This is a genomic window from Streptomyces inhibens (genome assembly GCF_022221585.1).
In the GTDB taxonomy this organism is placed as follows: Bacteria; Actinomycetota; Actinomycetes; order Streptomycetales; family Streptomycetaceae; genus Streptomyces; species Streptomyces inhibens.
This window is the reverse complement of record NZ_CP084681.1, coordinates 2,113,931-2,140,539: the sequence shown is the minus strand read 5'-3', so window position 1 is coordinate 2,140,539 and position 26,609 is coordinate 2,113,931. Positions and strand designations below refer to the sequence as shown.

Here is a 26,609-nt window from a genome sequence, read left to right as displayed (position 1 = left end):
CCCCGGCAGTTGGCCCCGGGAGCGGCACACGATCGAGGTGCGTACCGCCCAGCCGGGCGCTTCTCTCGGGTTATGCACATACGCCACATTCCGCTGTACGCGCTGGCGGCCGGCGCGCTCGCGGTGTCCGTCCTGCTCTTCGGCGACGGTGACGGTGCCGACGCCGCGACGGACGGCGCCACCGATGCCGTGGCCGGGGCGGTCGCCGACGCCGTGGCCGAAGCCGCCCCCGCCACGGGCAGCTCGTCGCACGCGGTGGTCGTCCAGCCCGACCCGGTGGCGCCGGGCACCGCCTTCTCCGTCTACGACGGCGGCAACTGCTCGGGCGACACCGCCGAGGCCACCTTCGACAGCGCGGACATCCCCACCATGCAGCTGTCCACCCTGAGCAACCAGGTGGGCGGCACCGCGATCATGCCGGAGGGCACGGTGCCCGGTTCGTACACCGTCACCGTCACCTGCGGCGGCCGAGCGGGCGCGGAACAGAGCCATGCGGCGTACGACGACGAGTCCGGCGATCCGTACAGCGCGAGGGACGTGAACCAGGAGGCGGGCGACCACGGCGACGACCACGGCGACGGCCCCAAGACCTACACCGGCACCGTGGTCGTCTCCGGCGACGCCGACGAGATCGTCCCCCAGGGCGGCTCACACACCGGCCTCGGCGGGGCGGCCGGCACCGGCCCGGCCGCCACGACGCTCGGCGGTGTGCTGCTGATGGGCGCGGCCGGCTGGGGAGCCCTCGCCCACCGCCGCCGCGCCCGCGGCACCCGGAGCTGACGGCGGTGATCGCACAGCCGCCCCGGCGCGGCATCGTCATCGGCCTCATCATCGCCCTCGCGGCGGCGGGAGCGCTCGCCCTCACCGCCGCCCGGCTGCGCGAGCGCGATGCCACCAGCGAGGTCGAACGCGGTACCCACACCGTCCCGCGCACCGAAATAGCCCGGACGATCAGCGGCCAGCTCACCCTGCCGTTCCGCAACGGTCCCGACGCGGTGCGCTGCTTCGGCGACCTCCGGGCCGTGCCCTACGCCGAGGTGCGCTGCACGGCGCACTTCCCCATCGGCCCGGACCGCCATCTGACCGTCGAGGTCACCCGCGTCCAGCACAACAAGGTCACCTACCGCCGCCACTCCTGACCCGGCCGCCCTACGGCTTCAGATCCAGCGCGGCCAGCCCGGATCCGTCCATCAGGAACGGCACCGAGCTGTGCGCATGCGTGATCTTCCAGGTGCCGTCGATCTTGCGAAGGCCGACGGTGGCCCGGCTCCAGAGATCCACCTCGAAGCCGTCCGTCTTCGTCCCCTGCATCCGGTTGATGCTGTGCGCGAAGGCGACATCGTCGCAGGCGGTGATCTCCACCTGCGTCAGCGACACCTCGATCGGGCCGTCCCATGTCGCGTACCAGGCCTCGACGGCCTCGCGGTCCAGCGCTGCCGGCCCCTTGACCTGCAGCGGGGGAGCGAGGCCGAAGTCCACGACCTCCGGCGCGCAGTGGCCGAGGAACCGCCGCGCATCCCGGTCCGTCGTCGCCGCCGCCCGGTCCTCCAACAGCTCCCGGATCCGTGCCTCGTCCGATTTCCGCTCGATGTCGGTGGTCATGAGGGTTCCTCCCGTTGAACGGCGCCGAAGCGCTCCGGAACAGGTGTCCAACGGGTAGACGGCGACGCGCGCCGAAACTCATCGTTCCGGGCCCCGGCGGCCGCCCCGTCAGCCGTCCGTCAGTGCGGTGCGCAGTGCGCCCAGCCAGTGCGCGGTGGTGCGGCGGGCCAGCTCGCTGTCGGGCACGTACGCCTCGAAGAGATGCCAGGCGCCGGGCACATCCTTCAGCTCGACCGGCACCTGTGCCTCCGTCAGGCGTCGGGCGTAGTCCAGCCCTTCGTCCCGCAGGGGGTCGGCTCCGCAGGTGAGGACGTATGCGGGCGGGAGGCCGGAGAGGTCGGTGGCCCGGGCGGGCGCCGCGTACGCGGGGACGCCGGGGCCTCGTTCGGCGCCCAGGTAGGTGTCCCAGGTGTGCCGGATGCCGGTCCCGTTGAGGATGCGGCGGTCCTGGACCCGCCGCATCGAGGCGCTGCCGCCCCGGTCGTCGAGGCAGGGGATCAGCAGCCCCTGGAAGGCGATCCGCGGGCCCTGCCGGTCGCGGGCCATCAGGCACACGGCGGCGCTCAGACAGCCGCCCGCGGACGCTCCGGTGACGGCGATCCGCTCGGCGTCGATGCCGAGTTCACCGGCGGTCGCGGCCATCCACTCCAGAGTGGCGTAGCAGTCCTCGACGCCGGCCGGGTACCGGTGTTCGGGGGCCAGCCGGTAGTGGACATTGACCACGACCGCTCCGGCCGCGGCGCATGCGTCGCGCGCCATCGGGCTGGGCCCGTCCAGCTCCCCGTAGGCGAAGCCGCCCCCGTGGATGTAGAGCACGCCCGGCAGTACGCCCTCGGCGCCGGCGGGGCGCAGCACCTGGACGTCGATGGTGTTGCCGTCCGGCCCGGTGAGGGAGGTGTGCCGGATGGTGACCCGGGGGTCGTGTGCGGGCATCCGCGGTGCCATCAGTGCCCGGAAGCCGGCGCGGAGGGTCTCCATGTCGGCGTACGGGTTCTCGGGCCGCGGTGGCAACGCGGCGAAGGTTTCGGCCAGTTCCGGATGGATGTGGTCGTGGTGGAGCTGTGCGCGTGTGAGGGCGCTCATTCGTTTCCCCGTTCTCGGGCGGCAAGAGCTGTTTCGCGAAGGCTGTATCGCAAGAGCTGTTCAGCGGTCACCGATCGATCACCGATCGACCGACACCTGATCGTCGAGGTCCACCATCTCATTGATATGGTCCCGATGAGAGGGAAGGTATGGTCTCAATGAGATGGTGTCAAGGGGAGTGAGGAGCCGAGGATGACGGAGTACAGCCCGGCGCGGTACGTCGTGCTCGGCCTGATCGCCCGGCACGGGCCGATGACGCCGTACGAGCTCAAGGCCCGGGTCGAGGACGACATCCAGCCCTTCTGGCCGATCCTGCATGCGCAGCTCTACCGGATCCCGCCGGAGCTGGCGCGCGACGGCCTCCTCCGGGAAGAGGCCGAGGCGGCGGGCCGCCGACGCCGGATCTTCCATCTGACCGACGCCGGGCGCGCCGCCCTCGACCGCTGGCTGGCCGACCCGGACACCGCCGAGGCGGAGACCCGCGACCCGGCGCAGCTGAAGCTCTTCTTCGCCGACCTCGGCGAACCCGCCGACATCGTCGCGCTGGCCACCCGGCAGGCCGAACGCCACCGCAGATGGCTCGCCCACTACGAGTCGCTGCGGGGCGCGCTCGATCCGTCGCAGGATTCCCGGCAGCGCTCGCGGGCCCGGCTGCTGCGGCTCGGCGTGCTGCACGAGCGGGCCCATGCCGAATTCTGGGAGTCGGTGGCCGCCGATCCGGACCGGCTCGACGACTGAGCCGGCCGGCCCGTACGCCGCTACCGTGCCGGCCGCACCGCCGCCGGCTCGCGGGTCAGCCAGGCGTTCGCCGCCTCGACCCGGCTGCCGACCCGCAGCTTCGCGTAGGCGTGTTCCAGATGTTTGTCGACGGTGCGCGGGCTGATCGCCAGGCGGTGGGCGATCTGTTGGTTGGTCAGGCCGCGGGCGAGCAGGGTGAGTACGGCGGACTCGCGGCGGGTGACGAGGGGCGGCCCGGGCTCCGGCGGGGCGAGCCGGTTGAGGGCGCGGCTGAGCCGGGTGCGCAGCAGCGCGGCGGCCGCCACATCGTCGTCGGAGAAGTCGCTGTCACGGCGGCTGATCGCCACACACACCTTGCGCGGCGCGCCCGCCGCATAGCCCGCGGGGAACGACATCGCCAGCTGCTGCTCGGCGCCGAACGGCCGGTAGACATCGGTGTAGGCGGCGAGGGCGTGGAATTCGCTGCGGGTCTGCAGGGTGGAGCGCCGCATCGGGGTGCCGGGGCCGAGGGTGGTATGTCGGACGAGGGAGTCGGTGGCCCACTCACGGGCGAAGGCTTCCCGGACATCGTCGGTCAGGAGGCCGGCGGGCAGGGTGAGCGGGCGGTCGCTCTCCCCGGCGCGGGGCGCCCAGATGATGCTGTCGCCGGGAACCGCGCCGAGCAGCAGCGGAAGCAGTGCCGGAACGAGGGTCTCCTCGTCGACGGCATCCAACAGGAGGTCCACGACGGCCAGAATGCGTCGCAGGCCGACCTCCGCGGCCGCGCTCATGTTTCCAGCGTGACGAGGGGGCAGAGGTCAGTCAAGCGAGGGCCACCCGGCCGGCCGGGGGAAGACCGGCCGGGCGCGTCAGGCGCTGTTAACGCCCGACGGCATAGACGCGGTTGACCGGGCTCTCGGCGGCGAGCCGCCAGTGGTGGAGTCCGGCTTCGTCGGCGATCTCCCGCATCGCCTCCTCACCCGCGTGGTTTCCCAGTGCCTGCGGACCGTGCTGGGCCAGCGCGGACGGCAGGCAGACGGCGACCGAGGCGGCGGTCAGCGCCCGGCCGACGGGGTTGGCGTTCTCCTGCGCGTTCGCCGAGGCGTTCGGCTCCACGATCATGCAGGTCCCGCCGTCGGCCAGGGCCTGCTCGGCGTGGTGCAGCGCGCCGCCCGGGTCGCCGATGTCGTGCAGACAGTCGAAGAACGTGATCAGGTCGAAGTCCTCGCCGGGGAAGTCCTCGGCGCCGGCGACCTCGAAGCTGACCCGGTCGCCCAGTCCCTGCTCGGCCACGATGCCGCGGGCCGCTTCGATGGACGGGCGGTGGAAGTCGAAGCCCTGGAAGTGCGAGCGGGGGAAGGCCTGCGCCATGAGCGTCGTGGAGTAGCCGTAGCCGCACCCGATGTCCGCGACCCGTGCGCCGCGCTCCAGCTTCTCCACCACGCCGTCCAGCGCGGTCAGCCACTCCGGGACCAGCGCGGCCGCATAACCGGGGCGGAAGAACTTCGCGGTGCCGGCGAACAGCGCCGGGCCGTGCTCTTCCCAGCCGACGCCCTGCCCGGTGCGGAAGGCGTCCATGAGGGTGTCCTCGGTGGCGTAGAGGGCCTGCATCACGGTGAAGAAGCCCGCCACGTACGTGGGCAGCTCCGGGTCCGCCAGGACGGCGGCGTGCTCGTCGGGCAGCTGATAGGTGTCGGTGTCGGGCGCGTAGGTGACGTACTCGCCGGCCACCTGGGCGGCCAGCCACTCGCGTACATAGCGTTCGACGAGGCCGGTGCGGGTCGCGAGCTGTGCGGAGGTGAGCGGACCTGCGCCGGCCATGGCCGTGTACAGGCCGAGCCGGTCGCCGAGCGAGGTGCACAGACCGGCCACCGCGGCGCCGCCGTCGGTGATCACCTTCTCCAGGAACTCCCTTACCCGGTCCTGGTCCACGGCAGCGCCAGAGGTGATGTCGGCGGGCGTCGCCATGGCTCTCACCTCCTCGTCCTCTTCCACTGCAGCAGTGCGGCCACCCCTCGCGCCATACGGGATTCGCCGTATACGGCGGGTCGGGGCACCGGCCGACACTGGGAGGAGGAGGTGTGCCATGCGCAAGAAGGTCGACTGCAGGGACTACCCGAGCGAAGTGAACTGCACCCTCGTCATCGCCGGCGAGGAGGAGGAAGTGGTCCGCGCCGCCAGCGAGCACGCCGCATCCGTCCACGGACACACGGACAGCCCCGAGCTGCGGCAGCAGATCAGGACGATGCTGAAGGACGAGGTTCCGCAGCACGCCTGAGTCACGGCGGGGACGACGCCGCCCCTGAGGGGGCGGCGCTCTCCGTCGTAGCTCATTGCATAAAACTGCCACTATCCGTATAGTCATGCCATCAAGGAGGAGGGTCCATGACGGTACGAGCAGCAGTGGCCGGTGCGAGCGGATACGCGGGGGGTGAAGTGCTGCGTCTGCTTCTGGGGCACCCGGAGGTGGAGATCGGCGCGCTGACCGGGCACTCCAACGCCGGACAGCGCCTGGGATCGCTCCAGCCGCATCTGCTTCCGCTGGCCGACCGGGAGCTCCAGGCGACCTCGCCCGAGGTGCTGGCCGGCCACGATGTCGTCTTTCTCGCGCTGCCCCACGGCCAGTCCGCCGCGGTCGCCGAGGAGCTCGGGCCCGATGTGCTCGTCGTGGACTGCGGCGCGGACTTCCGGCTCGACGACGCCGCCGACTGGGAGACGTTCTACGGCTCGGCCCACGCGGGCACCTGGCCGTACGGCCTTCCGGAGCTTCCCGGAGGCCGCGCCGCACTGCAGGGGACCCGGCGCATCGCGGTCCCCGGCTGCTACCCCACCGCCGTCTCGCTCGCACTGTTCCCCGCGTACGCGGACCGGCTCGCCGAGCCCGAGGCCGTGATCGTCGCGGCCACCGGCACCTCCGGCGCGGGCAAGGCGCTCAAACCGCATCTGCTGGGCTCCGAGGTCATGGGCTCGATGAGCCCGTACGGCGTCGGCGGCGGGCACCGGCACACCCCCGAGATGATCCAGAACCTGAGCGCGGTGGCCGGCGAGCGGATCAGCGTCTCCTTCACCCCGACCCTGGCGCCCATGTCCCGCGGCATCCTCGCCACCTGCTCGGCGAAGGCAAAGCCCGGTGTGGATGCCGCCGCCGTACGGGCCGCGTACGAGAAGGCGCTGGCCGACGAGCGCTTCGTACGGCTGCTGCCCGAGGGCCAGTGGCCGTCGACCGCCGCCGTGTACGGCTCCAACGCCGCCCAGATCCAGGTCGCGTTCGACGCGGCGGCCGGCCGGATCATCGCGATCAGCGCCATCGACAACCTCACCAAGGGCACCGCCGGCGGCGCGGTGCAGAGCATGAACATCGCCCTGGGGCTCCCCGAGGAGCTCGGGCTTTCCACGATCGGAGTCGCACCGTGAGCGTCACGGCAGCAAAGGGATTCACCGCAGCGGGCATCGCCGCCGGGATCAAGGCCCCTCTGGCCAATGGAAGCGGCGGCAACCCGGACCTCGCCCTCGTGGTGAACAACGGGCCGCGACTGGCCGCCGCCGGCGTCTTCACCTCCAACCGCGTCAAGGCCGCCCCGGTGGTCTGGTCCGAGCAGGTCCTCAAGGGCGGCCGGGTCTCCGCGGTGATCCTCAACTCCGGTGGCGCCAACGCCTGTACGGGCCCGCTCGGCTTCCAGGACACCCACGCCACCGCGGAGAAGGTCGCCGAGGTGCTCGACGGGCACAGCGCCGGAGAGGTCGCGGTCGCCTCCACGGGACTGATCGGTATCCGGCTCCCGATGGACAAGCTGCTGCCGGGAGTTGAGCAGGCCGCGGCCGAACTCAGCGAGCACGGCGGCGAGAAGGCCGCCATCGCCATCAAGACCACCGACAGCGTGCACAAGACTGCGGTCGTCACACAGGATGGCTGGACCGTCGGCGGGATGGCCAAGGGCGCCGGGATGCTCGCGCCGGGTCTGGCCACCATGCTCGTCGTGCTGACCACCGACGCCGATCTGCCGGCCGCCGACCTCGACACGGCGCTGCGCGCGGCGACCCGGACCACCTTCGACCGGGTCGACTCCGACGGCTGTATGTCCACCAACGACACGGTGCTGCTGCTGGCGTCCGGCGCCTCCGGTGTGGTGCCGGAGGCGGCCGTGTTCGCCGAGGCGGTCCGCACGGTCTGCGACGACCTGGCACGGCAGCTGATCGGGGACGCCGAGGGCGCCAGCAAGGACATCCGGATCGAGGTCGTGGGCGCGGCCAGCGAGGACGACGCGGTCGAGGTCGGCCGCTCCATCGCCCGTAACAACCTCCTCAAGTGCGCCATCCACGGCGAGGACCCCAACTGGGGCCGGGTGCTCTCCGCCATCGGCACCACCTCCGCCGTCTTCGAGCCCGACCAGCTGAACGTCGCCATCAACGACGTCTGGGTCTGCAAGAACGGCTCCGTGGGCGAGGACCGCGATCTGGTCGACATGCGCTACCGGGAGGTGCGGATCACCGCCGACCTCGCCGCCGGCACGGAGTCCGCGGTCATCTGGGCCAACGACCTCACCGCCGACTACGTTCACGAGAACAGCGCGTACTCCTCATGAGTACTCGGAAGCACACCGCGCTCCCCAAGGCCCGCACCCTCATCGAGGCGCTGCCCTGGCTGACCCGGCATCACGGCAAGACCGTCGTCATCAAGTTCGGCGGCAACGCCATGATCGACGAGGAGCTCAAGCGCGCCTTCGCCCAGGACGTGGTCTTCCTGCGGCACGCCGGACTGCGCCCCGTCGTCGTGCACGGCGGCGGCCCGCAGATCAGCGCCCAGCTGGATCTGCTCGGCCTTGCGTCGGAGTTCAAGGGCGGTCTGCGGGTCACCACGCCCGAGGCGATGAACGTCGTACGGATGGTGCTGGCCGGCCAGGTACAGCGCGAGCTCGTCGGACTGCTCAACGAACACGGCCCGCTCGCCGTCGGCATGACCGGCGAGGACGCCCATCTGATGACCGCCACCAAGCACTACGCCGATGTCGACGGCGAGCGGGTGGACATCGGCCGGGTCGGTGAGATCACCGCCATCGACCCGGGCGCGGTCCAGGCGCTCCTGGACGACGGCCGGATCCCGGTCATCTCCTCCATCGCCCGCAGCAACGACGACGAGGACACTGCTGCCGGCGCACCCGGCGTCTTCAACGTCAACGCGGACACCGCCGCGGCCGCGCTGGCCGCGGCGCTCGGCGCCGAGACGCTGATGGTGCTCACCGACGTCGAGGGCCTCTACGAGGACTGGCCGAACAGCGACGAGGTGATCTCCCGCCTCACCGCCACCCAACTGGAGAAGCTGCTGCCCGACCTGGCCAGCGGCATGGTCCCCAAGATGCGGGGCTGTCTGCACGCCGTCCGCAATGGCGTGCACACCGCCCGGGTCATCGACGGGCGGGTCCAGCACTCGATCCTGCTGGAGATTTTCACGGACGAAGGCATCGGCACGATGGTCGTACCGGACGCCAACACCATCGAGGGGGCGACATGAGCGACGCGGCGCACACCAACGGCCCGGCCACCAACGCGGGCCTCACCCGGCGCTGGCAGGGCGCCATGATGGACAACTTCGGCACCCCCCGCATCCCGCTGGTACGCGGTGAGGGCGCCAAGGTGTGGGACGCCGACGGCAAGGAGTACCTCGACTTCCTCGGCGGCATCGCGGTCAACGCCCTCGGCCACGCCCACCCCGCGGTGGTCCGCGCCGTCTCGGACCAGGTCGCGACCCTCGGCCATGTCTCGAACTTCTTCGTCAGCGAGCCCACCGTGGCCCTCGCCGAGCGCCTGCTCGCCCTCGCCGGACGCCCCGGCCGGGTCTACTTCTCCAACTCCGGCGCAGAGGCCAACGAAGCCGCCTTCAAGATCGGCCGGCTGACCGGGCGCACCCACATGGTCTCCACCGCCGGCGGTTTCCACGGCCGGACCATGGGCGCCCTCGCGCTCACCGGCCAGCCCGCCAAGCAGGCCCCGTTCGCCCCGCTGCCCGGCGACGTCAGCTACGTCCCGTACGGGGATGTGGACGCGCTCCGGGCCGCCGTCACCACCGACACCGCCTTCGTCATCCTGGAGCCCGTACAGGGCGAGAACGGCGTCGTCGTGCCGCCGCCCGGTTACCTCCGGGCCGCCCGTGAGATCACCGCCGCCACCGGCACCCTGCTCGTGCTCGACGAGATCCAGACCGGCATCGGCCGGACCGGACACTGGCTGGAGTCCCAGGCCCAGGGCGTCGAGGCCGACATCGTCACCCTCGCCAAGGGTCTGGGCGGCGGCCTCCCGATCGGCGCCACCCTCGCCTTCGGCCCCGCCGCCGACCTGCTCGCCCCCGGCTCGCACGGCTCGACCTTCAGCGGGAACCCGGTCGTCTGCGCGGGCGCCCTCGCCGTCCTGGACACCATCGAGGCCGACGGCATCCTCGACCACGTCAAGAGGGTGGGCGAGCAACTGCGGGACGGAATCGAAGCGCTCGGGCACCCATTGGTCGGCCAGGTCCGCGGTGCGGGCCTCCTCCTGGGTATCGTCTTGACGGAGTCCCTCGCGCCGAAGGTGCAGCAGGCGGCTCAGGACGCGGGCCTCCTGGTGAACGCGGTCGCGCCGGACGTCGTCCGGCTCGCCCCGCCGCTGATCGTCTCCGACGACGAAGCGGAGGTGTTCCTCCGGAAGCTCCCCGCCGTCCTCGACGCGGCCCGGCAAGGGACCGACGGGGCACAACGATCCGGAGATTGACGACAACGATGATCGAGCCGCAGGACAACGAGGTGCACAACGGCGGCCAGGCCGTACCGCAGACCCGCACCGCCCGCCACCGCCGGATCGTGGACATCCTCAACCGGCAGGCGGTCCGCTCCCAGAGCCAGCTCGCCAAGCTGCTCGCCGACGACGGCCTGTCCGTCACCCAGGCGACGCTCTCGCGCGACCTGGACGAGCTGGGCGCGGTGAAGATCCGCAACACGGGTGGTGAGCTGATCTACGCGGTGCCCAGCGAGGGCGGCGACCGCAAGCCGCGGGCGCCGCTGGGCGAGTCGGCCAAGGAGGAGCGGATGCGCCGCCTCTCCGGCGAACTCCTCATCTCCGCCGAGGCGTCCGCCAACCTCGTCGTCCTGCGCACCCCGCCGGGCGCCGCCCAGTTCCTGGCCTCGGCCATCGACCAGGCCGAACTGCACGACATCCTCGGCACCATCGCGGGCGACGACACCCTGATGCTCATCAGCCGCGACCCGTCGGGCGGCCAGGCGCTGGCCGATCATCTGCTGCGGCTGGCGCAGAAGGCGCACTGAGCCACCCCGGCCGGCCCGGAATCACCAAAAGTGCTCACATATATGCATAGAGTGACGGAGGTCTGATAGTCCTCTGTGCTGCGCCGGCCGGGCCCGGTCCGCAGGAAGGAGCACTGGAGAGTGAAGCTTCAGTGGAAGGGTGGCCCGCGCGCCAGGGCGGCCGGGGCGGCGGCGGTCGTCTGCGGCACCCTGTTCCTGACGGGCTGCGGCGCGGACGGCGGCTCCGGCTCCTCCGGCGGCTCGCCCGCCGCCACCGCGACCGGCGGGGCCACCGCCGGTGCCGGCGGCATCGCATGCGGCAAGCCGGCCACTCTCCAGGCCTCCGGCTCGACGGCGCAGCAGTACGCGATGAAGTTCTGGATCAAGAACTACACACGGGCCTGTCCCGGCACGAAGATCAACTACGTCGGCAACGGCTCCGGGGCGGGCCAGGACGAGTTTCTGCAGGGCAGGACCGCCTTCGCGGGTTCGGACTCCCCGCTGTCCGCCGACCAGGTGGCCCGTTCCCGGAAGGTCTGTTCCGGCGGTGGTCACGCGATCCACCTGCCGATGGTCGGCGGGCCGATCGCGGTCGGCTTCCACCTCCACGGGGTCGACCGGCTGCTCCTGGACGCCCCCACACTCGCCAAGATCTTCAATGGGCGGATCACGCGGTGGAACGATCCGGCGATCGCCCGGCTCAACAAGGGCGTCACGCTGCCGTCGACGCCGATCCTGACGTTCCACCGCGCCGACTCCTCCGGCACGACGGACAATTTCACCGCGTACCTCAGCGCCACCGCCCCGGGTGACTGGCCGCATCCGCACAGCAAGGAGTGGACGGCCAAGGGCGGCCGGTCCGTCAAGGGCTCCTCGGACCTCGCCGCCCAAGTGCAGCGGACCGAGGGCGCGATCGGCTACTTCGAGCTGCCGTACGCGGTGGCGCGCATGATCCGTACGGTCTCGATCGACACGGGCGCGCCGTCCCCGGTGGACGCCAACGTGATCGCCGCTTCCCATGCGATTGCCGGCGCCAAGACCGTCGAGACCGGCAACGACCTCCTGCTCCAGCTCGACTACCGGACCAAGGTCCCGGGGGCCTACCCGATCGACGTGGTCACCTACGAGATCGTCTGCGACAAGGGCAACAAGCCGGCGACATGGTCCGCCACCAAGGCGTTTCTGACGTATATGGCCAGCCAGAAGGGCCAGGAGAACCTGACCTTCCAGGGCTATGCCACGCTCCCGTCCGGTGTCGTGGAAAAGGTCCGCGGCGAGATCGGCACACTGTCGTGATGCCGATGTGGCGGCCGGCGGACGGGCCGACTGACGGATGGTGAGTTCCCGTTGTCCGCACGGCCGGCCTCCCCGAGCCGTGCGGACAGCGCAAAAGGTCCGCTGATCTGGGATTTCTCCCGGATCAGCGGACCTTTTCGCACCGTCGGGACGACAGGATTTGAACCTGCGACCCCTTGACCCCCAGTCAAGTGCGCTACCAAGCTGCGCCACGTCCCGGTGCTCGAACCGGCCGGAAGTTTCCCGGCCGGGGCGTGCAGAAGAAAAATACCCTGTCCCGGGCCATGAATCCAAAGCGGGTCCCCCGTAGCGCCTCTCCGGGGGCTCGGCGGGGGCGTGGAGAGGGTCTCGGCGGGGCCCTTGTTTCCGTGATTCGATGAAGATATGGGCGAAATGTCGACGAATGACGCTATCCGGGTGCGCCGGGTGTACGAGCCGCCGGAGCCGGCGGACGGGGCACGGGTGCTGGTCGACCGGCTGTGGCCGCGCGGGCTGTCCAAGGAGGACGCGCTGCTCACCGAATGGTGCAAGGACGCGGCGCCCTCGTCCGAGCTGCGCCGTTGGTACCGCCATGAGGGGGAGCGGTTCGAGCGGTTCGCCGAGCGCTATCGCGAGGAGCTGGCGCAGGAGACGGCGCAGGGGGCCCTGGGGCGGCTGCGGGAGCTCGCCGCGGAGGGGCCGCTGACGCTGCTGACGGCGACGAAGGAAGTGTCGGCCAGTCATGTGACCGTACTGCTCGATGTGCTGAGGGAGGGGGCGTGAGGGCCTGTGTTGTGCCGTTGGCCTGCCGCTGACCTGCACGTTCACCGATGCATTGACGAAACATACGGTGGAGTGCATACTTATACCCATCAGTGAATGCACCGTAAGGAGAAACCCGTGACCGAGCGCGTCGTACTCGCCTACTCGGGCGGACTGGACACCTCTGTCTGCATCGGCTGGATCGCCGAGGAGACGGGCGCCGAGGTCATCGCCGTTGCCGTGGACGTCGGCCAGGGTGGCGAGGACCTGGACGTCATCCGCAAGCGTGCGCTTTCCTGCGGTGCGGTCGAGGCCGAGGTCGCGGACGCCAAGGACGAGTTCGCCGATGAGTACTGCCTCCCGGCGATCAAGGCCAATGCCCTGTACATGGACCGCTACCCGCTGGTCTCCGCCCTCTCCCGGCCGACCATCGTCAAGCACCTGGTCGCCGCCGCCAAGAAGCACGGCGCCACCACCGTCGCCCACGGCTGCACCGGCAAGGGCAACGACCAGGTCCGCTTCGAGGCCGGCATCTCCTCCCTCGCCCCCGACCTGAAGTGCATCGCGCCGGTCCGTGACTACGCGATGACCCGGGACAAGGCGATCGCCTTCTGCGAAGAGAAGAACCTGCCGATCGCGACGACCAAGAAGTCGCCGTACTCGATCGACCAGAACGTCTTCGGGCGGGCCGTGGAGACCGGCTTCCTGGAGGACATCTGGAACGCGCCGATCGAGGACGTGTACGAGTACACCCAGAACCCGGCGACCCCCCGGGAGGCCGACGAGGTCATCGTCACCTTCAAGGAAGGTGTCCCGGTCGCCATCGACGGCAAGCCCGTCACCGTCCTTCAGGCCATCCAGCAGCTCAACGAGCGGGCCGGCGCCCAGGGGATCGGCCGGATCGACATGGTCGAGGACCGGCTGGTCGGCATCAAGTCCCGTGAGGTGTACGAGGCGCCCGGCGCCCTCGCGCTGATCACCGCGCACCAGGAGCTGGAGAACGTCACCGTCGAGCGCGAACTGGCCCGCTACAAGCGGCAGGTCGAGCAGCGCTGGGGCGAGCTGGTCTACGACGGCCTGTGGTTCTCGCCGCTCAAGCGGGCCCTGGAAGGCTTTATCGACGAGGCCAACCAGCAGGTCAGCGGCGACATCCGGATGACCCTGCACGGCGGCCGGGCGGTCGTCACCGGCCGGAGGTCCGACCAGTCGCTGTACGACTTCAACCTGGCGACGTACGACACCGGCGACACCTTCGACCAGTCGCTCTCGAAGGGCTTCATCGAGCTCTTCGGGATGTCGAGCAAGATCGCGGCCAAGCGCGACCTGGCCTGAGCCCGTCTCGTTACTTCCGTACGACGACCGCCTCCCTGCCCTCGCGGGGAGGCGGTGGCACATCGACAGCCTTGAGGAGCAGAGCAAAGTGAGCAACGGAAACAGCGGTGACGTACGGCTGTGGGGCGGCCGTTTCGCCGACGGCCCGGCAGAGGCGCTGGCCCAGCTGTCGGCGTCGGTCCACTTCGACTGGCGGCTGGCCCCGTACGACATCGCCGGCTCCCGCGCGCATGCCCGGGTGCTCCACAAGGCGGGCCTGCTCACCGAGGACGAGCTGACCCGTATGCTCGCCGGGCTCGACCAGCTCGAAGCGGATGTCGCCGACGGCTCGTTCACCGGCACCATCGCCGACGAGGATGTGCACACCGCCCTGGAGCGCGGGCTGCTGGAGCGGCTCGGCCCGGACCTCGGCGGCAAGCTGCGGGCCGGCCGGTCGCGTAACGACCAGGTCGCCACGCTCTTCCGGATGTATCTGCGCGACCACGCCCGGATCATCGGCGGTCTGATCGCCGACCTCCAGGAGGCGCTGGTCTCTCTCGCCGAGGCCCACCCGGACGTCGCGATGCCGGGCCGCACCCATCTCCAGCACGCCCAGCCGGTGCTCTTCGCCCACCATGTGCTGGCGCATGTGCAGCCGCTGTCCCGGGACGCCGAGCGGCTGCGGCAGTGGGACGACCGCACCGCCGTCTCCCCGTACGGTTCGGGCGCGCTGGCCGGCTCCTCGCTCGGCCTCGACCCGGAGGCGGTCGCCGCGGACCTCGGCTTCGAGCACGGCAGCGTGGGGAACTCCATCGACGGGACGGCCTCCCGGGACTTCGTCGCCGAGTTCGCCTTCATCACCGCGATGATCGGCGTGAACCTCTCCCGGATCGCCGAGGAGATCATCATCTGGAACACGAAGGAGTTCTCCTTCGTCACTCTCCACGACGCCTTCTCGACCGGCTCGTCGATCATGCCGCAGAAGAAGAACCCGGACATCGCGGAGCTGGCGCGGGGCAAGTCCGGTCGCCTGATCGGCAATCTGACCGGTCTGATGGCGACGCTCAAGGCGCTGCCGCTGGCGTACAACCGGGATCTGCAGGAGGACAAGGAGCCGGTCTTCGACTCCTGTGACCAACTGGAGGTGCTGCTCCCGGCGTTCACCGGCATGATGGCCACCTTGACCGTCAACCGCGAGCGGATGGAAGAGCTGGCCCCGGCCGGTTTCTCGCTGGCCACCGACATCGCGGAGTGGCTGGTCAAGCAGGGCGTGCCGTTCCGGGTGGCGCACGAGGTCGCGGGCGAGTGCGTCAAGGAGTGCGAGGCGCACGGCATCGAGCTGGACCAGCTCACCGACGAGCAGTTCGCCAAGATCTCGCCGCATCTGACCCCTGAGGTCCGCGACGTACTCAACGTCCCCGGCGCGCTCGCCTCGCGCAGCGGCCGCGGCGGCACCGCCCCCTCGGCGGTGGCGGTCCAGCTCGCCGAGGTGCGGGCCGATCTGGTGACGCAGCAGGAGTGGGCGGCGGCCAAGAAGCAGCCGTAGCCGGCAGAGGAGGACGAGGGCGGCCCGCACCCGGGAGACCGGGGGCGGGCCGCCCTCGTGCGTGCCGGAGAGAAAATGTGAGACATCGGTGTCTCATTCGGTTAATGTATGTCTCATGGCCGTGGATCGTGAACGGGTACTCAAGGAAGCCGCCGCGCTGCTCACGCGCCGGGCGACGACGTCGATGGACGAGATCGCCCGCGCCGCGGGCATCAGCCGCGCGACCCTGCACCGGCACTTCGCCGGACGGGACGCCCTGATCCGGGCTCTGGAGGAGCACGGGATCGCGCAGTTCGCGCAGGCGATGGACGCCGCGCGGCTGGAGGACGGGGACGCGGCCGATGCGCTGCGCCGGCTGATCGAGGAGGCCGAACCGGTCGCCGCCGTGCTGGCCTTCCTCTTCACCGAGAACCAGCTCTTCGAGGGCGGCGAGATCAACGCCGGCTGGGCACGGCTCGATGCCCGTATCACCGCCCTCTTCCGCCGCGGCCAGGAAGAGGGCGACTTCCGGATCGATCTGAGCGCCGCCTGGCTCACCGAAGCGCTCTACGGCCTGATGGGCGCCGGCGCCTGGGCCGTGCACGAAGGGCGCGTCGCCCGCAACGACCTCAACCACTCGATCGCCGAGCTGCTGCTCGGCGGCATCCGACGGAGCATGGAGAAATGACCGAGACCATAGCGTCAGGACCGGCAGGTTCGGCCCATGTGGACGACCAGCCCCGGCCGGGCCGCTGGCTCGCGCTCGCCGTCCTCGTCCTCGCCGTCCTGCTGGTCGGCGTCGACGCCACGGTCCTCGGCCTCGCCACCCCCTTCCTCAGCGAGGACCTGCGCCCGTCCGGGACCCAGCTGCTGTGGATCGGTGACATCTACTCCTTCGTCATCGCCGGCCTGCTGGTGTCCATGGGCAGCCTCGGTGACCGCATCGGCCGTAAGAAGCTGCTGCTGATCGGCTCCGTCGGCTTCGGCGCGATGTCGGTGCTCGCCGCGTACGCCTCCAGCCCGGAGATGATGATCCTGGCCCGTGCGCTGCAGGGTGTGGCCGGTGCGACGCTGATGCCGTCCACCCTCGCGCTGATCCGCAACCTCTTCCACGACCCCAAGGAACGCAGCCTCGCCATCGGCATCTGGGGCGCGATGGCCTCGGCCGGCATGGCCGTCGGGCCGGTCCTCGGCGGATTTCTGCTGGGCCACTTCTGGTGGGGTTCGGTCTTCCTGATCAACCTGCCGGTGATGGCGCTGCTGGTGGCCGTCGGCGCCAAGGTGATCCCGGAGTCGCGCAATCCGGATCCCGGCCCCTGGGACATCCCCAGCGTCCTGCTGGCCCTGGTGGGCATCGTCTGTGTCGTCTACGCCATCAAGGAAGCGGCGGTGGAGGGCTACCGCTGGGACATCGCGTTCGCGGCCGTCATCGGCGTGCTCGCACTGATCGTGTTCGTCCGCCGGCAGCTCACCCTCGAATCGCCGCTGCTGAACATGAAGCTCTTTCACCACCGGGGATTCTCGGGCGCGGTGCTGGCCGATCTGCTGACCATCCTCGGGCTGTCCGGACTGGTCTTCTTCCTCTCCCAGTTCCTCCAGATGGTGCAGCTGCGCTCGCCGCTGAACGCCGGGCTCGTCGAACTCCCGGCGGCGGTCGGCGCGGTGGGCGCCGGTCTGGCCGCCGGCTGGGTCGCCCGGCGGCTGTCCGTACGGATCGTGGTGGCCGGCGGCCTGGCCGTGGTCGGGCTCGCACTCGCCGGCTGCACCACCCTGCACGGGGACACCGGTACCGCCGCGCTCTGCATCATCCTGTTCGTCGTCGGCGTCGGCGCCGGTTTCTCGTTCACCGTCACCGCCGATGTGATCCTCTCCAATGTGCCCAAGGAGGAGGCCGGCGCCGCCTCCGCGGTCTCCGAGACCGCCTACGAACTGGGCGCGGCCCTCGGCATCGCCCTGCTCGGCTCCATCGTCACCAGCATCTACCGGGGCTTCGCGACGCCCCTGGGGGTGCCCGAGCCGGTAGCCGACGCCGCCCGCGAATCGCTCGGCGGCGCCTTCGAGACGGCCGGGCAACTCCCCGCCGACCAGGGCGCGGCGCTGGTGAAGGCCGCTCAGGACTCCTTCGTCATCGGGGTGGATGTCGCGGCCGGAGTGGGCGCGGTGGTCCTGCTGGCCGCCGCGGGCGCCGCGTGGTTCCTGCTGCGTGGCCAGGAGCTGGGGAGCAGCCCGGTCGCGGCCGCGCCCGTGGCGATCACGGCAGAAGGGCCGGAGGCGGGCTTCGGGCCCGGTCCCACGACCGGGTCCGGTTCCGCCGCCGAACGCCCGTAGCGGCAGCGAAAAATCCCGCCGCGACGGCGCTAGGGCCTGTCTTCAAAGTCCCGTCGTTCGCCCGTAGGGCGGGCCTCGCGGCGTCTGGTGCGTGCGATCGCAAGGCGGAGGGTCGTCCCGGTACTGGGTGTACCGGGATGATCCCGACAACGCGGCGAGCGTGCGTGCCAGACGCCGCGAGGCAGACGGGACTTTGAAGACAGGCCCTAGGCCCCGGCGGTGAGGTTCCGGCGCCATCGATGACGGCAGCAGGTACGGCGTACCGCTGATCCGCCGGACGGTGGCATGCGCCCCGCCCCAGGGCGTGTCCGGTGGATCAAGGTGCCGCGCACCCGCCATGATCCACAGGACACGCCTTGGGGGCGACTGTCCCCCGCCCGTTCACGCCCGGTACGCGTCCTGGTGGCCGGCCGTCCCGCGCGGCTCGTTTGACTCTCCCGTCGTCCCCTAACGGACGGCCCGCTCAGGAGAGTGACGCAGTGCGCGACATCGGACGACGGTCTTTCTTCACCGCCGCGGGGGCCCTGGCCACCGCGAGCGCCATCGGGAGCAACGCCTACGCCACCGGCCACGCCCGCGACGCGGCCACCGCCGACGAATACGTCGACGTCCAACTCCTCAACATCACCGATCTGCACGGCTATCTGCAGGGTGCCCCGGGCGCCAACTCCGTCATCACCGGCGCCGGCGGCAAGAAGTACACGGTCGGCGGCGTGGCCTATATGGCCGCCCACCTGGAGCGACTGCGCGACGGCCGTCGCAACTCGCTCTTCTTCGCCCCCGGCGACCTCTTCTCCGGCTGGGAGTTCGACGCCTCCTCCTTCGCCGACGAGCCCACCATCGAGGCGCTCAACGCCATGGGGCTGGACTTCGCCTCGGCCGGCAACCATGAATTCGACAAGTCGGCGACGTTCTTGACCTCGCACATGGAAGACGGTGACGCCTTTCCCGTCGTCGGCCGTGACGACGACTTCAAGGACTCCACCGGCCGCCGCTTCCGTGGCGCGAACTTCCCCTACTACAGCGCCAACATGGTGTGGAACGCGACCGGCGAGTCCGTCCTCGCGCCGTACAACATCGCGTACGTGGAGACCGGCCGCGGCCGCCGGCTGCCGATCGGCTTCATCCATCTGACCGCCATCGGCACCGAGTCCTTCCCCGGCTCCTACCAGCCGGGACTGCGCACCCTGGACGAACTGGAGACCGCCAACCGCTGCGCCGCCGAGCTGAAGTCACGCGGCGTCAACGCGATCGTGCTCAGCATGCACGACGGCGCGGTGGCTGGCAGCGACTTCTCCAGCGGCAGCAACCCCTCGGGACCCGCCTACGAACTGGCGCTGCGCGCCTCCCCGGACATCGACGCCATCGTCACCGGCCACTGGCACTGCGCCTTCACCATGATGCTGCCCGACCCCGACGGCGTCCCCCGCCCGTTCGTCGAGGCCGGCTGCTACGGCCAGATCATCAACGAGATCAATCTCCGTCTGGACCCGGACACCGGAGCGGTGGTCCGGGAGCTGACCACGTCCACCAACCACCCCAACACCCGGGATGTGACGCCGGACCCTGAGCTGCGGTCGATCGCCGGCTACTGGGCGGACCACGGCTCCCGGCGCGCCCGCTCCCGGCTCGGCACCCAGAGCGCCTCCTTCACCCGGCGCCGCAACGCCGTGGGGGAGAGCACCATGGGCAACCTCGTCGCCGACTGGGCCCTGTGGGCGGGCCGGCAGCCGCTCGGACCGATGGACGACCCGGCCGAGCACCCCAACACCCCGGCGGAGCTCGCCGTCATCGTGGTCGCGCCGCGCGTCGGACAGGGCGTGATCGCCGGCGATCTGATCCGTGACGAGGCATCGGACGGCACCGTCACCTTCGGCCAGGCCTGGAACGCCGTCGGCTTCGGCGACCCGATCCTCACCGTCACCGTCACCGGCCGGCAGATCCACGACGCACTGGAGGAACAGTGGGCGCCGGCCGCCGGCGGCGGCCTCGGCTTCGCGCCGCTGGCCGTCTCCGGCAATGTCCGCTACACCTTCGACGCCGCGGGCGGGGTCGGCCGGCGGATCGACCCCACGGAGGTGTTCATCAACGGCACCGCACTCGACCTCACACGCCGCTACCGTCTCGCCGCCCCCTCGTACACCCTCATCAACCAGGACGGCTTCAGCGCCTTCACCGGATTCACCGCACCGGTCCGGCACACCCGCGACTTCGAGAGCTTTGTCGCCTTCGTGCGGACGAAGAAGCAACTGGACCCCGCACCGCTGAACCGGGTGGCGGTCAAGAACGCCGAGGTGCCCGGCGCCCGCACCGGCACCGTCACCCAGCGCCAGCAGCTGCTCCGGGCCGACGGCAGCGTGGTGCCGCGGCCCGAGGCGGCACTGCGTACGGCGCTGACCGGCGGCGCCGAGGGCCAGCGCGCCCCCGGCGGCTTCCGGGTGCCCTGCTGACCCGCTCGCCGGCCGAGTGACAACGCAACGGGCCCCATCCGAGGAACGGATGGGGCCCGGCACACAGCTGACGGGTCAGGCGGCCCTGGCCTTGGTGGCGTAGATGTCGACGTACTCCTGGCCGGACAGCTCCATCACATCGCTCATCACCTCGTCGGTGACGGCCCGCAGGACGTAACGGTCGCGGTCCATACCGTCGTAACGGGAGAAGTCCAGCGCCTCACCGAAGCGGACGGTGACCGGCGCGATGCGCGGGCGGCCCTTGCCGCCGGGCTGCACCTTGTCCGTGCCGACCATCGCGAACGGGACGACCGGGGCGCCGGTCATCAGGGCGAGCCGGGCGATGCCCGTACGGCCGCGGTAGAGACGGCCGTCGGGGGAGCGGGTGCCTTCGGGGTAGATGCCGAAGACGCTGCCCTCCTCCAGCACCCGGCGGCCGGTCATCAGCGCTGCGACACCGCCGCGCCCGCCGTCGCGGTCCACCGGGATCATGCCGGAGCTGGTGAAGAACCACGCCATCAGCCGGCCCTTGATGCCCTTGCCGGTGACGTACTCGTCCTTGCCGATGAAGTACACCGGGCGCTTGACCACCAGGCTCAGGAACAGCGAGTCGATGAAGGTGACGTGATTGCCGGCCAGGATCACCGGTCCGGTCGCCGGAATGCGCTCCATGCCCTCGACCTTCGGGCGGTACAGGACACGCATGACGAATCCGAGAATCGCCTTGAGCACAATGCGGGACAACGGGCCCTCCGGGTCGTGGCTGGTCAATGTCAAGCGGGCGCAGAACTCTGCAGCCCAGGACGATACTCGCGGGTTACTCCCGCTCGCACATCGGGTTCACGAGGTCGATACGCACAGTTGACGTGTGTTACCACCATGTTCCCCCCGAAGTTGTCGTGCGTCTCCCCGGCATGACCCGTCCGTGCCTACGATCGGCCCGGTTCCGTGAGCAGGTGCGCAACACGCCTCACCGCACCCCGGAAAACACCCGGAAGCACCCGGAACACCACCGGACACCGCACACAAGGAGCGTGGGTATGCACAAGCGGCAGCAGCCTGGACGGCGGACGGTGCTGGGGGCCGCGGCCCTGGGCGCGGGAGCGGCGGTATTCGGCGGAGCCGGCCAGGCCGGCGCCGCCGGGCGTGGTGACACGGGCCGCCCGCAGGAGCTGCCGGTACCGCTGATCGTCGGTCACCGCGGAGCCAGCGGCTACCGCCCCGAGCACACCTTCGGCTCCTACCAACTCGCCCTCGACATGGGCGCGGACGTCATCGAGCAGGACCTCGTCCCCACCAAGGACGGGCACCTGGTCTGCCGCCACGAGAACGACATCACCGCCACCACCGATGTCTCCGCGCACCCCGAGTTCGCCGACCGCAAGACCACCAAGACCGTCGACGGAACCAAGCTGACCGGCTGGTTCACCGAGGACTTCACGCTCGCCGAGCTCAAGACGCTGCGCGCCAAGGAGCGCATACCGGGAACCCGGCAGCACAACACTCTTTACGACGGCCGGTGGGAGGTGCCGTCCTTCGAGGAGGTCCTGCAGTGGGCCGAGCGCGAGGGCCGCAGGCGCGGCCGCCGGGTCTGGCTGCACATCGAGACCAAGCACCCCACCTACTTCCGGGGGCTGGGGCTCGGCCTGGAGGAACGGGTCGCCAAGGCACTGCGCGCACACGGCCGGCACCGCAAGAACTCCCCGAACTTCCTGCAGTCCTTCGAGCCCAGCAGCATCCAGCGCCTGGGCAAGCTCGTCGACTGCCCCAAGGTCGTCCTGCTCTCCACCCTCGACTCCCGGCCCTGGGACTTCGTCGAGGCGGGCGACCCGCGCAAGGTCGCCGATCTGATCACGCCCGAGGGCCTGAAGTGGATCGCCGGCTTCGCCCAGGGCATCGGCCCGGACCTGACCGTGATCATCCCGCGGGACAAGGACGGCAAGCTCGGCACGCCCACCTCCGTCGTCGAGGACGCGCACGCCGCCGGCCTGGTGCTGCACCCGTATACGGTCCGCAACGAGAACGCCTTCCTGCCGGCCGACCACCGCCGCGGCACCGACCCCAACGCCTACGGCGATGCCCTCGGCGTCTTCAAGGCCTACCTCGGCACCGGCATCGACGGCCTCTTCTCCGACAACCCCGACACCGCGCTGCTGGCCGCCGCGGAGTTCCGCAAGCGCTGATCCGACGCTTGCACAGCGGCGGACGTGAGGTCCCCGACCGGCGCCACCTCCCCTTGACTCTCATCTGAGTTGGGAATGTCACAGGGGAGCTCGGCGCCGGTCTGTTCCGCTTGCCCCATATGCCTGCGCAGAATGCTCGGCGGCGGAGATTGCCGCTGCCACATTCCGGGGAGTCCGGAAGAACCCGGACCAACCGAATAAGGGGAGGCATACGCGCATGGGCACCAGCGTGACCATCTCTGCGGCGACCGACCAGGACGCCGAGCAGATCCTCAAACTGCAGTACCTCTGTTACCAGTCGGAAGCCGCGCTGTACGACGACTACGGCATCGAGCCGCTCACCCAGACGCTTCAGGCGCTGCGCGCCGAACTGGCCGAGGGCTGCGTCGTGGTGGCAAGACTCGGCGAGGAGGTGGTGGGATCCGTGCGCGGCACGGTCGACGCGGACGGCACCGCGCAGATAGCCAAGCTCATCGTGCACCCGCGGCTGCAGCGGCACGGCCTGGGCGGCCGGCTGCTCGCCGCGGTCGAGGAGCGGCTGGCGGCCGAGCGGTCGGCCCGGCGCTACCGCCTGTTCACCGGCCACCGCAGCGAGGGCAATCTGCGGCTGTACCGCAGCCACGGCTATGCGCCCGTGGGCACCGAGCAGCTGACCAAGCGGCTGAGCGTGGTCACACTGGAGAAGGAACTGAAGCCGGAAGCCGCCGCCGAGGCGCTGGTCGCCGGAGCGTAGGAGACGTGGCGGGCCCGCACGGGGCGGGCCCGTACCCGATGTGGTGGTGTCGTGGTACTTACGCCGTACGGGCCCGGCGCAGCCAGATCAGTCCGGTGACGGGCAGGAAGATCGGGATGAAGAGATAGCCCATGCCGTAGTCCGACCAGACGGTGGCGTCGGGGAATGCGGACCGGTCGAGCAGCGTCCAGGTGCCGATGCCGAGCACCCCGAGCAGCTCCAGAGCGCAGCAGGCGAACGCGGCCCTGCGGGCGCCCTCCCCTCCGCGCACCAGCGAGAGGGTGATGAACCCGTAGACGACCGCGGAGACCGCCGAGAGGCTGTAGGCCAGCGGGGCCCGGTCGAACTGGGCGATGAGCTGGTAGAGCGAGCGGGACGCGGCCGCGACGGTGAAGATGCCGTAGAGCGCGACCAGCAGACGTCCGGGCCCGGTGCCCAGGGAACGCTTCGCCGGGGCGCCGCCCGTGGCGCCGTCCGCCGCGGTGGTCGCCGTGGTCCCGGGCACTGCCTCAGGCACTGCCGCCTCCCCAGATGTCGAACAGTCGCACTTCCAGTACGGCCAGCACCACGGCGCCCGCCGCGGCGGTGGCCGAACCCCAGCGGGTGCGCTCCGAGAGCGACATGAACCCGGTCGCGGGGACGCAGGCCGCCGCCCCGAGCAGATACGCCACGAACAGCGCGGTGCCCTTGTCCGGCGACTGCCCGCGCGACAACTGCACGACGGCGATGACCAGTTGCACGATGCCGAGCAGCGACACTATGGCCATGCCGATGAAGTGCCAGTCCTTGGTGGGCTGGTCGCGGAACGCGGCGAAGCCGCACCAGGCGGCGAGGGCGAGAGCGGTCACGGCGACCGCGATCGTCAGCGCGTCGATCACCGGGACCTCCGGGCGACGCGGCTGCGCGCCGTGGGGTTGTGGGGCATGGGGCGATGCTAATCGGCGGCGGGCGGGCGGCCGCGTCCGGCCCCGCCGTGGCGTTGACCACAACGCACATGGCCGAAGAGCTGTCCGCCGATGTCCTCGTCAGCGATCGGCCGGCGGTATCCGCGCAGGCCACGGACGGGACGATGGAGATCACCATCGCGGAGTGCGGCGGTGTCCACGGGTCGGTCGGGCAGGTCCGCTATCCGGACACATTTGATCGGCCCGCACTGCTGTCTGGTTTACTTGCCGCCATGACCACGACGAGCTACCGCACCCCTGCGACCGAGGCGAAAATGACGCCCGGTGCTCGTTGCATGTGTCGAATGTGTGACCGCTGAGGGCCCCCGCCTGAGCCTCGCGCCCCGAAGCGAGACCCTCCCCCGCGCTCTTACGGAGCAGGGGGACCCCACCCCGCCGTGCGTCCGTCCTCGACGGAACCGGCCGCCCCGCGTCACCGGAACCCGGAGCCGGGCCCCGCGCCCGCCGCCGCTCCGCGTTCCCCTCTGCCGCACTCGCAAGAATGCCCCGTGCCCGGCGGGCGAGCCGCCGAGCACTCGACAGTGACGGAATTCCCTGTGATCACCACAACGGGCCTGACCAAGGTCTACCGTTCAGGAGACCGCGAAGTCACCGCCCTGGACGGCGTCGATCTGCACGTCCGCGAGGGCGAGGTGTACGGCGTCATCGGCCAGAGCGGCGCCGGTAAATCCACCCTCATCCGCTGCCTCAACCTCCTGGAGCGCCCCAGCTCCGGCACGGTCACCGTCGCCGGCCAGGACCTGACCGCCCTCGCCGGGCGCGGCAAGCGCGCCAATGCGGAACTGCGCGCCGCCCGCAGCCACATCGGCATGGTCTTCCAGCACTTCAATCTGCTGTCCTCGCGTACCGTCCAGGACAACGTCGAGCTGCCGCTGGAGATCCTCAAGGTCGATCGCCGCGAGCGCTCCCGCAAGGCACTGGAACTGCTGGACCTGGTCGGCCTCGCCGACAAGGCCAAGGCCTACCCCGCCCAGCTCTCCGGCGGCCAGAAGCAGCGCGTCGGCATCGCCCGCGCGCTGGCCGGCGACCCCAAGGTGCTGCTCTCCGACGAGGCCACCAGCGCCCTGGACCCGGAGACCACCCGCTCCATCCTCCAGCTGCTGCGCGACCTCAACCGCCAGCTGGGCCTGACCATCGTGCTGATCACGCACGAGATGGACGTCGTCAAGACGATCTGCGACTCGGCCGCGCTGATGAAGAACGGCCGCGTCGTCGAGCAGGGCACGGTGGCCGAATTGCTCGCCACCCCCGGCTCCGAGCTGGCCCGTGAGCTGTTCCCGGTCGGCGGTGAGCCCTCGGCCGAGGACCGTACGGTCGTCGACATCACCTTCCACGGCGCGGCCGCCACCCGCCCGGTGATCTCCGAGCTGTCGCGCACCTACAACGTCGACATCTCGATCCTCGGCGCCGCCATGGACACCGTGGGCGGCAAGCAGATCGGCCGGATGCGCATCGAGCTGCCCGGCCGCTTCGAGGAGAACGTCGTGCCCATCGGCTTCCTGCGCGAGCAGGGGCTCCAGGTCGACATCGCAGACGTGGCCGCGGCCACCGACGCCGCCAACGAACCGGCGATCCCGGCGCCGGCCACCCTGCTCCAGAAGGAAGGTGCCAAGTGACCTGGACCGAGATGCAGCCGCTGCTGTACGACAACACGCTCGACACCCTCTTCATGGTGTGGTGGTCGACGTTCTACGCGGTGCTCATCGGTATCCCGGCCGGTGTGCTGCTGCATCTGACCGACCGCGGCGCCATCCTGCAGAACGTCGTGGTGAACAAGGTCCTCGGCGCGATCGTGAACATCGGACGGTCCTTCCCGTTCCTGATCCTGATCGTGGTGCTGATCCCCTTCACCCGGCTGATCGTCGGCGTCTCCATCGGCCCGACCGGCGCGGTCGTGCCGCTCGCCATCGCCGCCATCCCGTTCTTCGCCCGGCTGGTGGAGGCCGCGCTGCGCGAGGTCGACCACGGTCTGGTCGAGGCGGCCCAGGCGATGGGCGGCGGCACCTGGACGATCGTCTTCAAGGTCCTGCTGCCGCAGGCGCTGCCCGCGCTGGTCGCGGCCGTCACCACCACCGTCATCACCCTGATCGGCTACTCCGCGATCGCCGGTGCGGTCGGCGGCGGCGGTCTGGGCAACCTGGCCTACACCTACGGCTACCAGCAGTACGAGACCTCGCTGATGATCACCACCGTCGTGGAGCTGATCGTCCTCGTCACGCTCGTCCAGCTGCTCGGCGATCTCGTCGTCCGCCGGCTGGCCGGCCGCGGCGCCCGCGGCTCCTCCTCCGTACGCGTCGGCCTGCGCCGCGCCCGCACCCAGGAGCCGGCCGTCGCCACCGGCGAGGCCGCCTGACCCCCAAGCCCCCCCCGCACCACCCAAGAGCCCGGACCCTTTGCCGGGCGG

The 26,609-nt window shown here is 70.7% G+C and carries 28 protein-coding genes and 1 tRNA gene; 21 read left to right on the top strand and 8 right to left on the bottom strand.

Translation table 11 applies throughout. From position 1 onward, the window contains the following. The first annotated feature begins 72 nt into the window (after positions 1-72). Both KI385_RS09980 and KI385_RS09975 read left to right on the top strand, forming a co-directional pair. Positions 73-780, top strand: a complete 708-nt coding sequence (locus KI385_RS09980) for a hypothetical protein (RefSeq protein WP_238571836.1) — start codon at positions 73-75, stop codon at positions 778-780. A gap of 5 nt (positions 781-785) precedes the next feature. Then, entirely contained in the window at positions 786-1,139 is a 354-nt protein-coding gene (locus tag KI385_RS09975; RefSeq protein WP_238571835.1) for a DUF4333 domain-containing protein, read from the top strand. A 10-nt stretch (positions 1,140-1,149) separates the two neighbouring features. On the opposite strand, the gene KI385_RS09970 is transcribed toward KI385_RS09975, so the two are convergent. Continuing rightward, the gene (locus KI385_RS09970) at positions 1,150-1,602 is read right to left on the bottom strand and encodes a YybH family protein (RefSeq protein ID WP_238571834.1); all 453 of its coding nucleotides are present in this window, start codon (positions 1,600-1,602) and stop codon (positions 1,150-1,152) included. Between the two features lie 108 nt (positions 1,603-1,710). After that, positions 1,711-2,685, bottom strand: coding sequence for an alpha/beta hydrolase (locus KI385_RS09965; RefSeq protein WP_238571833.1), 975 nt, complete (start codon positions 2,683-2,685; stop codon positions 1,711-1,713). A 192-nt stretch (positions 2,686-2,877) separates the two neighbouring features. On the opposite strand from KI385_RS09965, the gene KI385_RS09960 reads away from it, so the two are divergent. Beyond that, entirely contained in the window at positions 2,878-3,423 is a 546-nt protein-coding gene (locus KI385_RS09960; protein ID WP_238571832.1) for a PadR family transcriptional regulator, read from the top strand. 20 nt (positions 3,424-3,443) lie between these two features. Here KI385_RS09960 and KI385_RS09955 read toward each other — a convergent pair whose 3' ends face one another. Further along, the gene (locus KI385_RS09955; RefSeq protein WP_238571831.1) at positions 3,444-4,193 is read right to left on the bottom strand and encodes a helix-turn-helix transcriptional regulator; all 750 of its coding nucleotides are present in this window, start codon (positions 4,191-4,193) and stop codon (positions 3,444-3,446) included. Positions 4,194-4,281: 88 nt separating this feature from the next. Next, the gene (locus tag KI385_RS09950; protein ID WP_238571830.1) at positions 4,282-5,370 is read right to left on the bottom strand and encodes a class I SAM-dependent methyltransferase; all 1,089 of its coding nucleotides are present in this window, start codon (positions 5,368-5,370) and stop codon (positions 4,282-4,284) included. Between the two features lie 118 nt (positions 5,371-5,488). Here KI385_RS09950 and KI385_RS09945 point away from each other — a divergent pair, with 118 nt between their 5' ends. From KI385_RS09945 to pstS, 7 genes are all read left to right on the top strand, one after another. After that, a complete protein-coding gene (locus tag KI385_RS09945; RefSeq protein ID WP_238571829.1) occupies positions 5,489-5,680 on the top strand; it encodes a DUF1059 domain-containing protein in 192 nt (63 codons plus the stop codon). 107 nt (positions 5,681-5,787) lie between these two features. Next, positions 5,788-6,816 carry an N-acetyl-gamma-glutamyl-phosphate reductase gene (gene argC / locus KI385_RS09940; protein WP_238571828.1) on the top strand — a complete coding sequence of 343 codons (1,029 nt, stop codon included), beginning with the start codon at positions 5,788-5,790 and terminating at the stop codon, positions 6,814-6,816. Next, entirely contained in the window at positions 6,813-7,985 is a 1,173-nt protein-coding gene (argJ, locus tag KI385_RS09935; protein WP_238571827.1) for a bifunctional glutamate N-acetyltransferase/amino-acid acetyltransferase ArgJ, read from the top strand. Before argC ends, argJ begins: the two co-directional genes overlap by 4 nt. After that, on the top strand, positions 7,982-8,911 hold the full coding sequence (gene argB, locus KI385_RS09930) for an acetylglutamate kinase (protein ID WP_238571826.1): 930 nt from the start codon (positions 7,982-7,984) through the stop codon (positions 8,909-8,911). Before argJ ends, argB begins: the two co-directional genes overlap by 4 nt. Next, positions 8,908-10,143, top strand: coding sequence for an acetylornithine transaminase (locus tag KI385_RS09925; RefSeq protein WP_238571825.1), 1,236 nt, complete (start codon positions 8,908-8,910; stop codon positions 10,141-10,143). Before argB ends, KI385_RS09925 begins: the two co-directional genes overlap by 4 nt. An 8-nt stretch (positions 10,144-10,151) precedes the next feature. Next, positions 10,152-10,694, top strand: a complete 543-nt coding sequence (locus KI385_RS09920; RefSeq protein ID WP_238577641.1) for an arginine repressor — start codon at positions 10,152-10,154, stop codon at positions 10,692-10,694. Between the two features lie 120 nt (positions 10,695-10,814). Next, the gene (gene pstS, locus KI385_RS09915) at positions 10,815-11,969 is read left to right on the top strand and encodes a phosphate ABC transporter substrate-binding protein PstS (protein ID WP_238571824.1); all 1,155 of its coding nucleotides are present in this window, start codon (positions 10,815-10,817) and stop codon (positions 11,967-11,969) included. 145 nt (positions 11,970-12,114) lie between these two features. Here the strand turns inward: pstS and KI385_RS09910 are convergent. After that, positions 12,115-12,188: transfer RNA gene (locus KI385_RS09910), tRNA-Pro, on the bottom strand. A 174-nt stretch (positions 12,189-12,362) separates the two neighbouring features. Here KI385_RS09910 and KI385_RS09905 point away from each other — a divergent pair. The 6 genes from KI385_RS09905 to KI385_RS09880 all read left to right on the top strand — a co-directional run bounded on the left by KI385_RS09905 (position 12,363) and on the right by KI385_RS09880 (position 20,324). After that, positions 12,363-12,731 carry a DUF488 domain-containing protein gene (locus KI385_RS09905; RefSeq protein ID WP_238571823.1) on the top strand — a complete coding sequence of 123 codons (369 nt, stop codon included), beginning with the start codon at positions 12,363-12,365 and terminating at the stop codon, positions 12,729-12,731. A gap of 117 nt (positions 12,732-12,848) precedes the next feature. Continuing rightward, positions 12,849-14,042: an argininosuccinate synthase gene (locus tag KI385_RS09900; protein ID WP_238571822.1), complete on the top strand. Its 1,194-nt coding sequence runs from the start codon at positions 12,849-12,851 to the stop codon at positions 14,040-14,042. Positions 14,043-14,130: 88 nt separating this feature from the next. Further along, positions 14,131-15,567 (top strand): argininosuccinate lyase, encoded by a 1,437-nt coding sequence (gene argH, locus KI385_RS09895; RefSeq protein WP_238571821.1) that lies wholly within the window; start codon positions 14,131-14,133, stop codon positions 15,565-15,567. Between the two features lie 115 nt (positions 15,568-15,682). Beyond that, complete coding sequence (locus tag KI385_RS09890) at positions 15,683-16,234, top strand: TetR/AcrR family transcriptional regulator (protein WP_238571820.1); 552 nt, start codon at positions 15,683-15,685, stop codon at positions 16,232-16,234. Then, a complete protein-coding gene (locus KI385_RS09885; RefSeq protein ID WP_238571819.1) occupies positions 16,231-17,874 on the top strand; it encodes an MFS transporter in 1,644 nt (547 codons plus the stop codon). The genes KI385_RS09890 and KI385_RS09885 overlap by 4 nt, the downstream gene beginning before the upstream one ends. 479 nt (positions 17,875-18,353) lie before the next feature. Beyond that, entirely contained in the window at positions 18,354-20,324 is a 1,971-nt protein-coding gene (locus KI385_RS09880; RefSeq protein WP_238571818.1) for a bifunctional metallophosphatase/5'-nucleotidase, read from the top strand. Positions 20,325-20,399: 75 nt separating this feature from the next. Here the strand turns inward: KI385_RS09880 and KI385_RS09875 are convergent, their stop codons facing one another. Next, complete coding sequence (locus KI385_RS09875) at positions 20,400-21,068, bottom strand: lysophospholipid acyltransferase family protein (protein ID WP_238571817.1); 669 nt, start codon at positions 21,066-21,068, stop codon at positions 20,400-20,402. A gap of 296 nt (positions 21,069-21,364) precedes the next feature. Here KI385_RS09875 and KI385_RS09870 point away from each other — a divergent pair, with 296 nt between their 5' ends. Together KI385_RS09870 and KI385_RS09865 are read left to right on the top strand one after the other, a co-directional pair. Then, positions 21,365-22,507 carry a glycerophosphodiester phosphodiesterase gene (locus tag KI385_RS09870; protein ID WP_238571816.1) on the top strand — a complete coding sequence of 381 codons (1,143 nt, stop codon included), beginning with the start codon at positions 21,365-21,367 and terminating at the stop codon, positions 22,505-22,507. A 217-nt stretch (positions 22,508-22,724) separates the two neighbouring features. Continuing rightward, positions 22,725-23,240 carry a GNAT family N-acetyltransferase gene (locus KI385_RS09865; RefSeq protein WP_128506634.1) on the top strand — a complete coding sequence of 172 codons (516 nt, stop codon included), beginning with the start codon at positions 22,725-22,727 and terminating at the stop codon, positions 23,238-23,240. Between the two features lie 58 nt (positions 23,241-23,298). Here KI385_RS09865 and KI385_RS09860 read toward each other — a convergent pair whose 3' ends face one another. Both KI385_RS09860 and KI385_RS09855 read right to left on the bottom strand, forming a co-directional pair. Continuing rightward, positions 23,299-23,745, bottom strand: coding sequence for a hypothetical protein (locus tag KI385_RS09860; protein ID WP_397885427.1), 447 nt, complete (start codon positions 23,743-23,745; stop codon positions 23,299-23,301). Between the two features lie 4 nt (positions 23,746-23,749). Beyond that, positions 23,750-24,118 carry a hypothetical protein gene (locus KI385_RS09855; RefSeq protein WP_128506636.1) on the bottom strand — a complete coding sequence of 123 codons (369 nt, stop codon included), beginning with the start codon at positions 24,116-24,118 and terminating at the stop codon, positions 23,750-23,752. A gap of 116 nt (positions 24,119-24,234) precedes the next feature. Here KI385_RS09855 and KI385_RS09850 point away from each other — a divergent pair, with 116 nt between their 5' ends. The 3 genes from KI385_RS09850 to KI385_RS09840 all read left to right on the top strand — a co-directional run bounded on the left by KI385_RS09850 (position 24,235) and on the right by KI385_RS09840 (position 26,558). Next, positions 24,235-24,504: a hypothetical protein gene (locus KI385_RS09850; RefSeq protein ID WP_238571814.1), complete on the top strand. Its 270-nt coding sequence runs from the start codon at positions 24,235-24,237 to the stop codon at positions 24,502-24,504. 237 nt (positions 24,505-24,741) lie between these two features. After that, entirely contained in the window at positions 24,742-25,821 is a 1,080-nt protein-coding gene (locus tag KI385_RS09845) for a methionine ABC transporter ATP-binding protein (protein ID WP_238571813.1), read from the top strand. Continuing rightward, positions 25,818-26,558, top strand: coding sequence for a methionine ABC transporter permease (locus KI385_RS09840; protein ID WP_238571812.1), 741 nt, complete (start codon positions 25,818-25,820; stop codon positions 26,556-26,558). The genes KI385_RS09845 and KI385_RS09840 overlap by 4 nt, the downstream gene beginning before the upstream one ends. Positions 26,559-26,609: the final 51 nt, after the last annotated feature.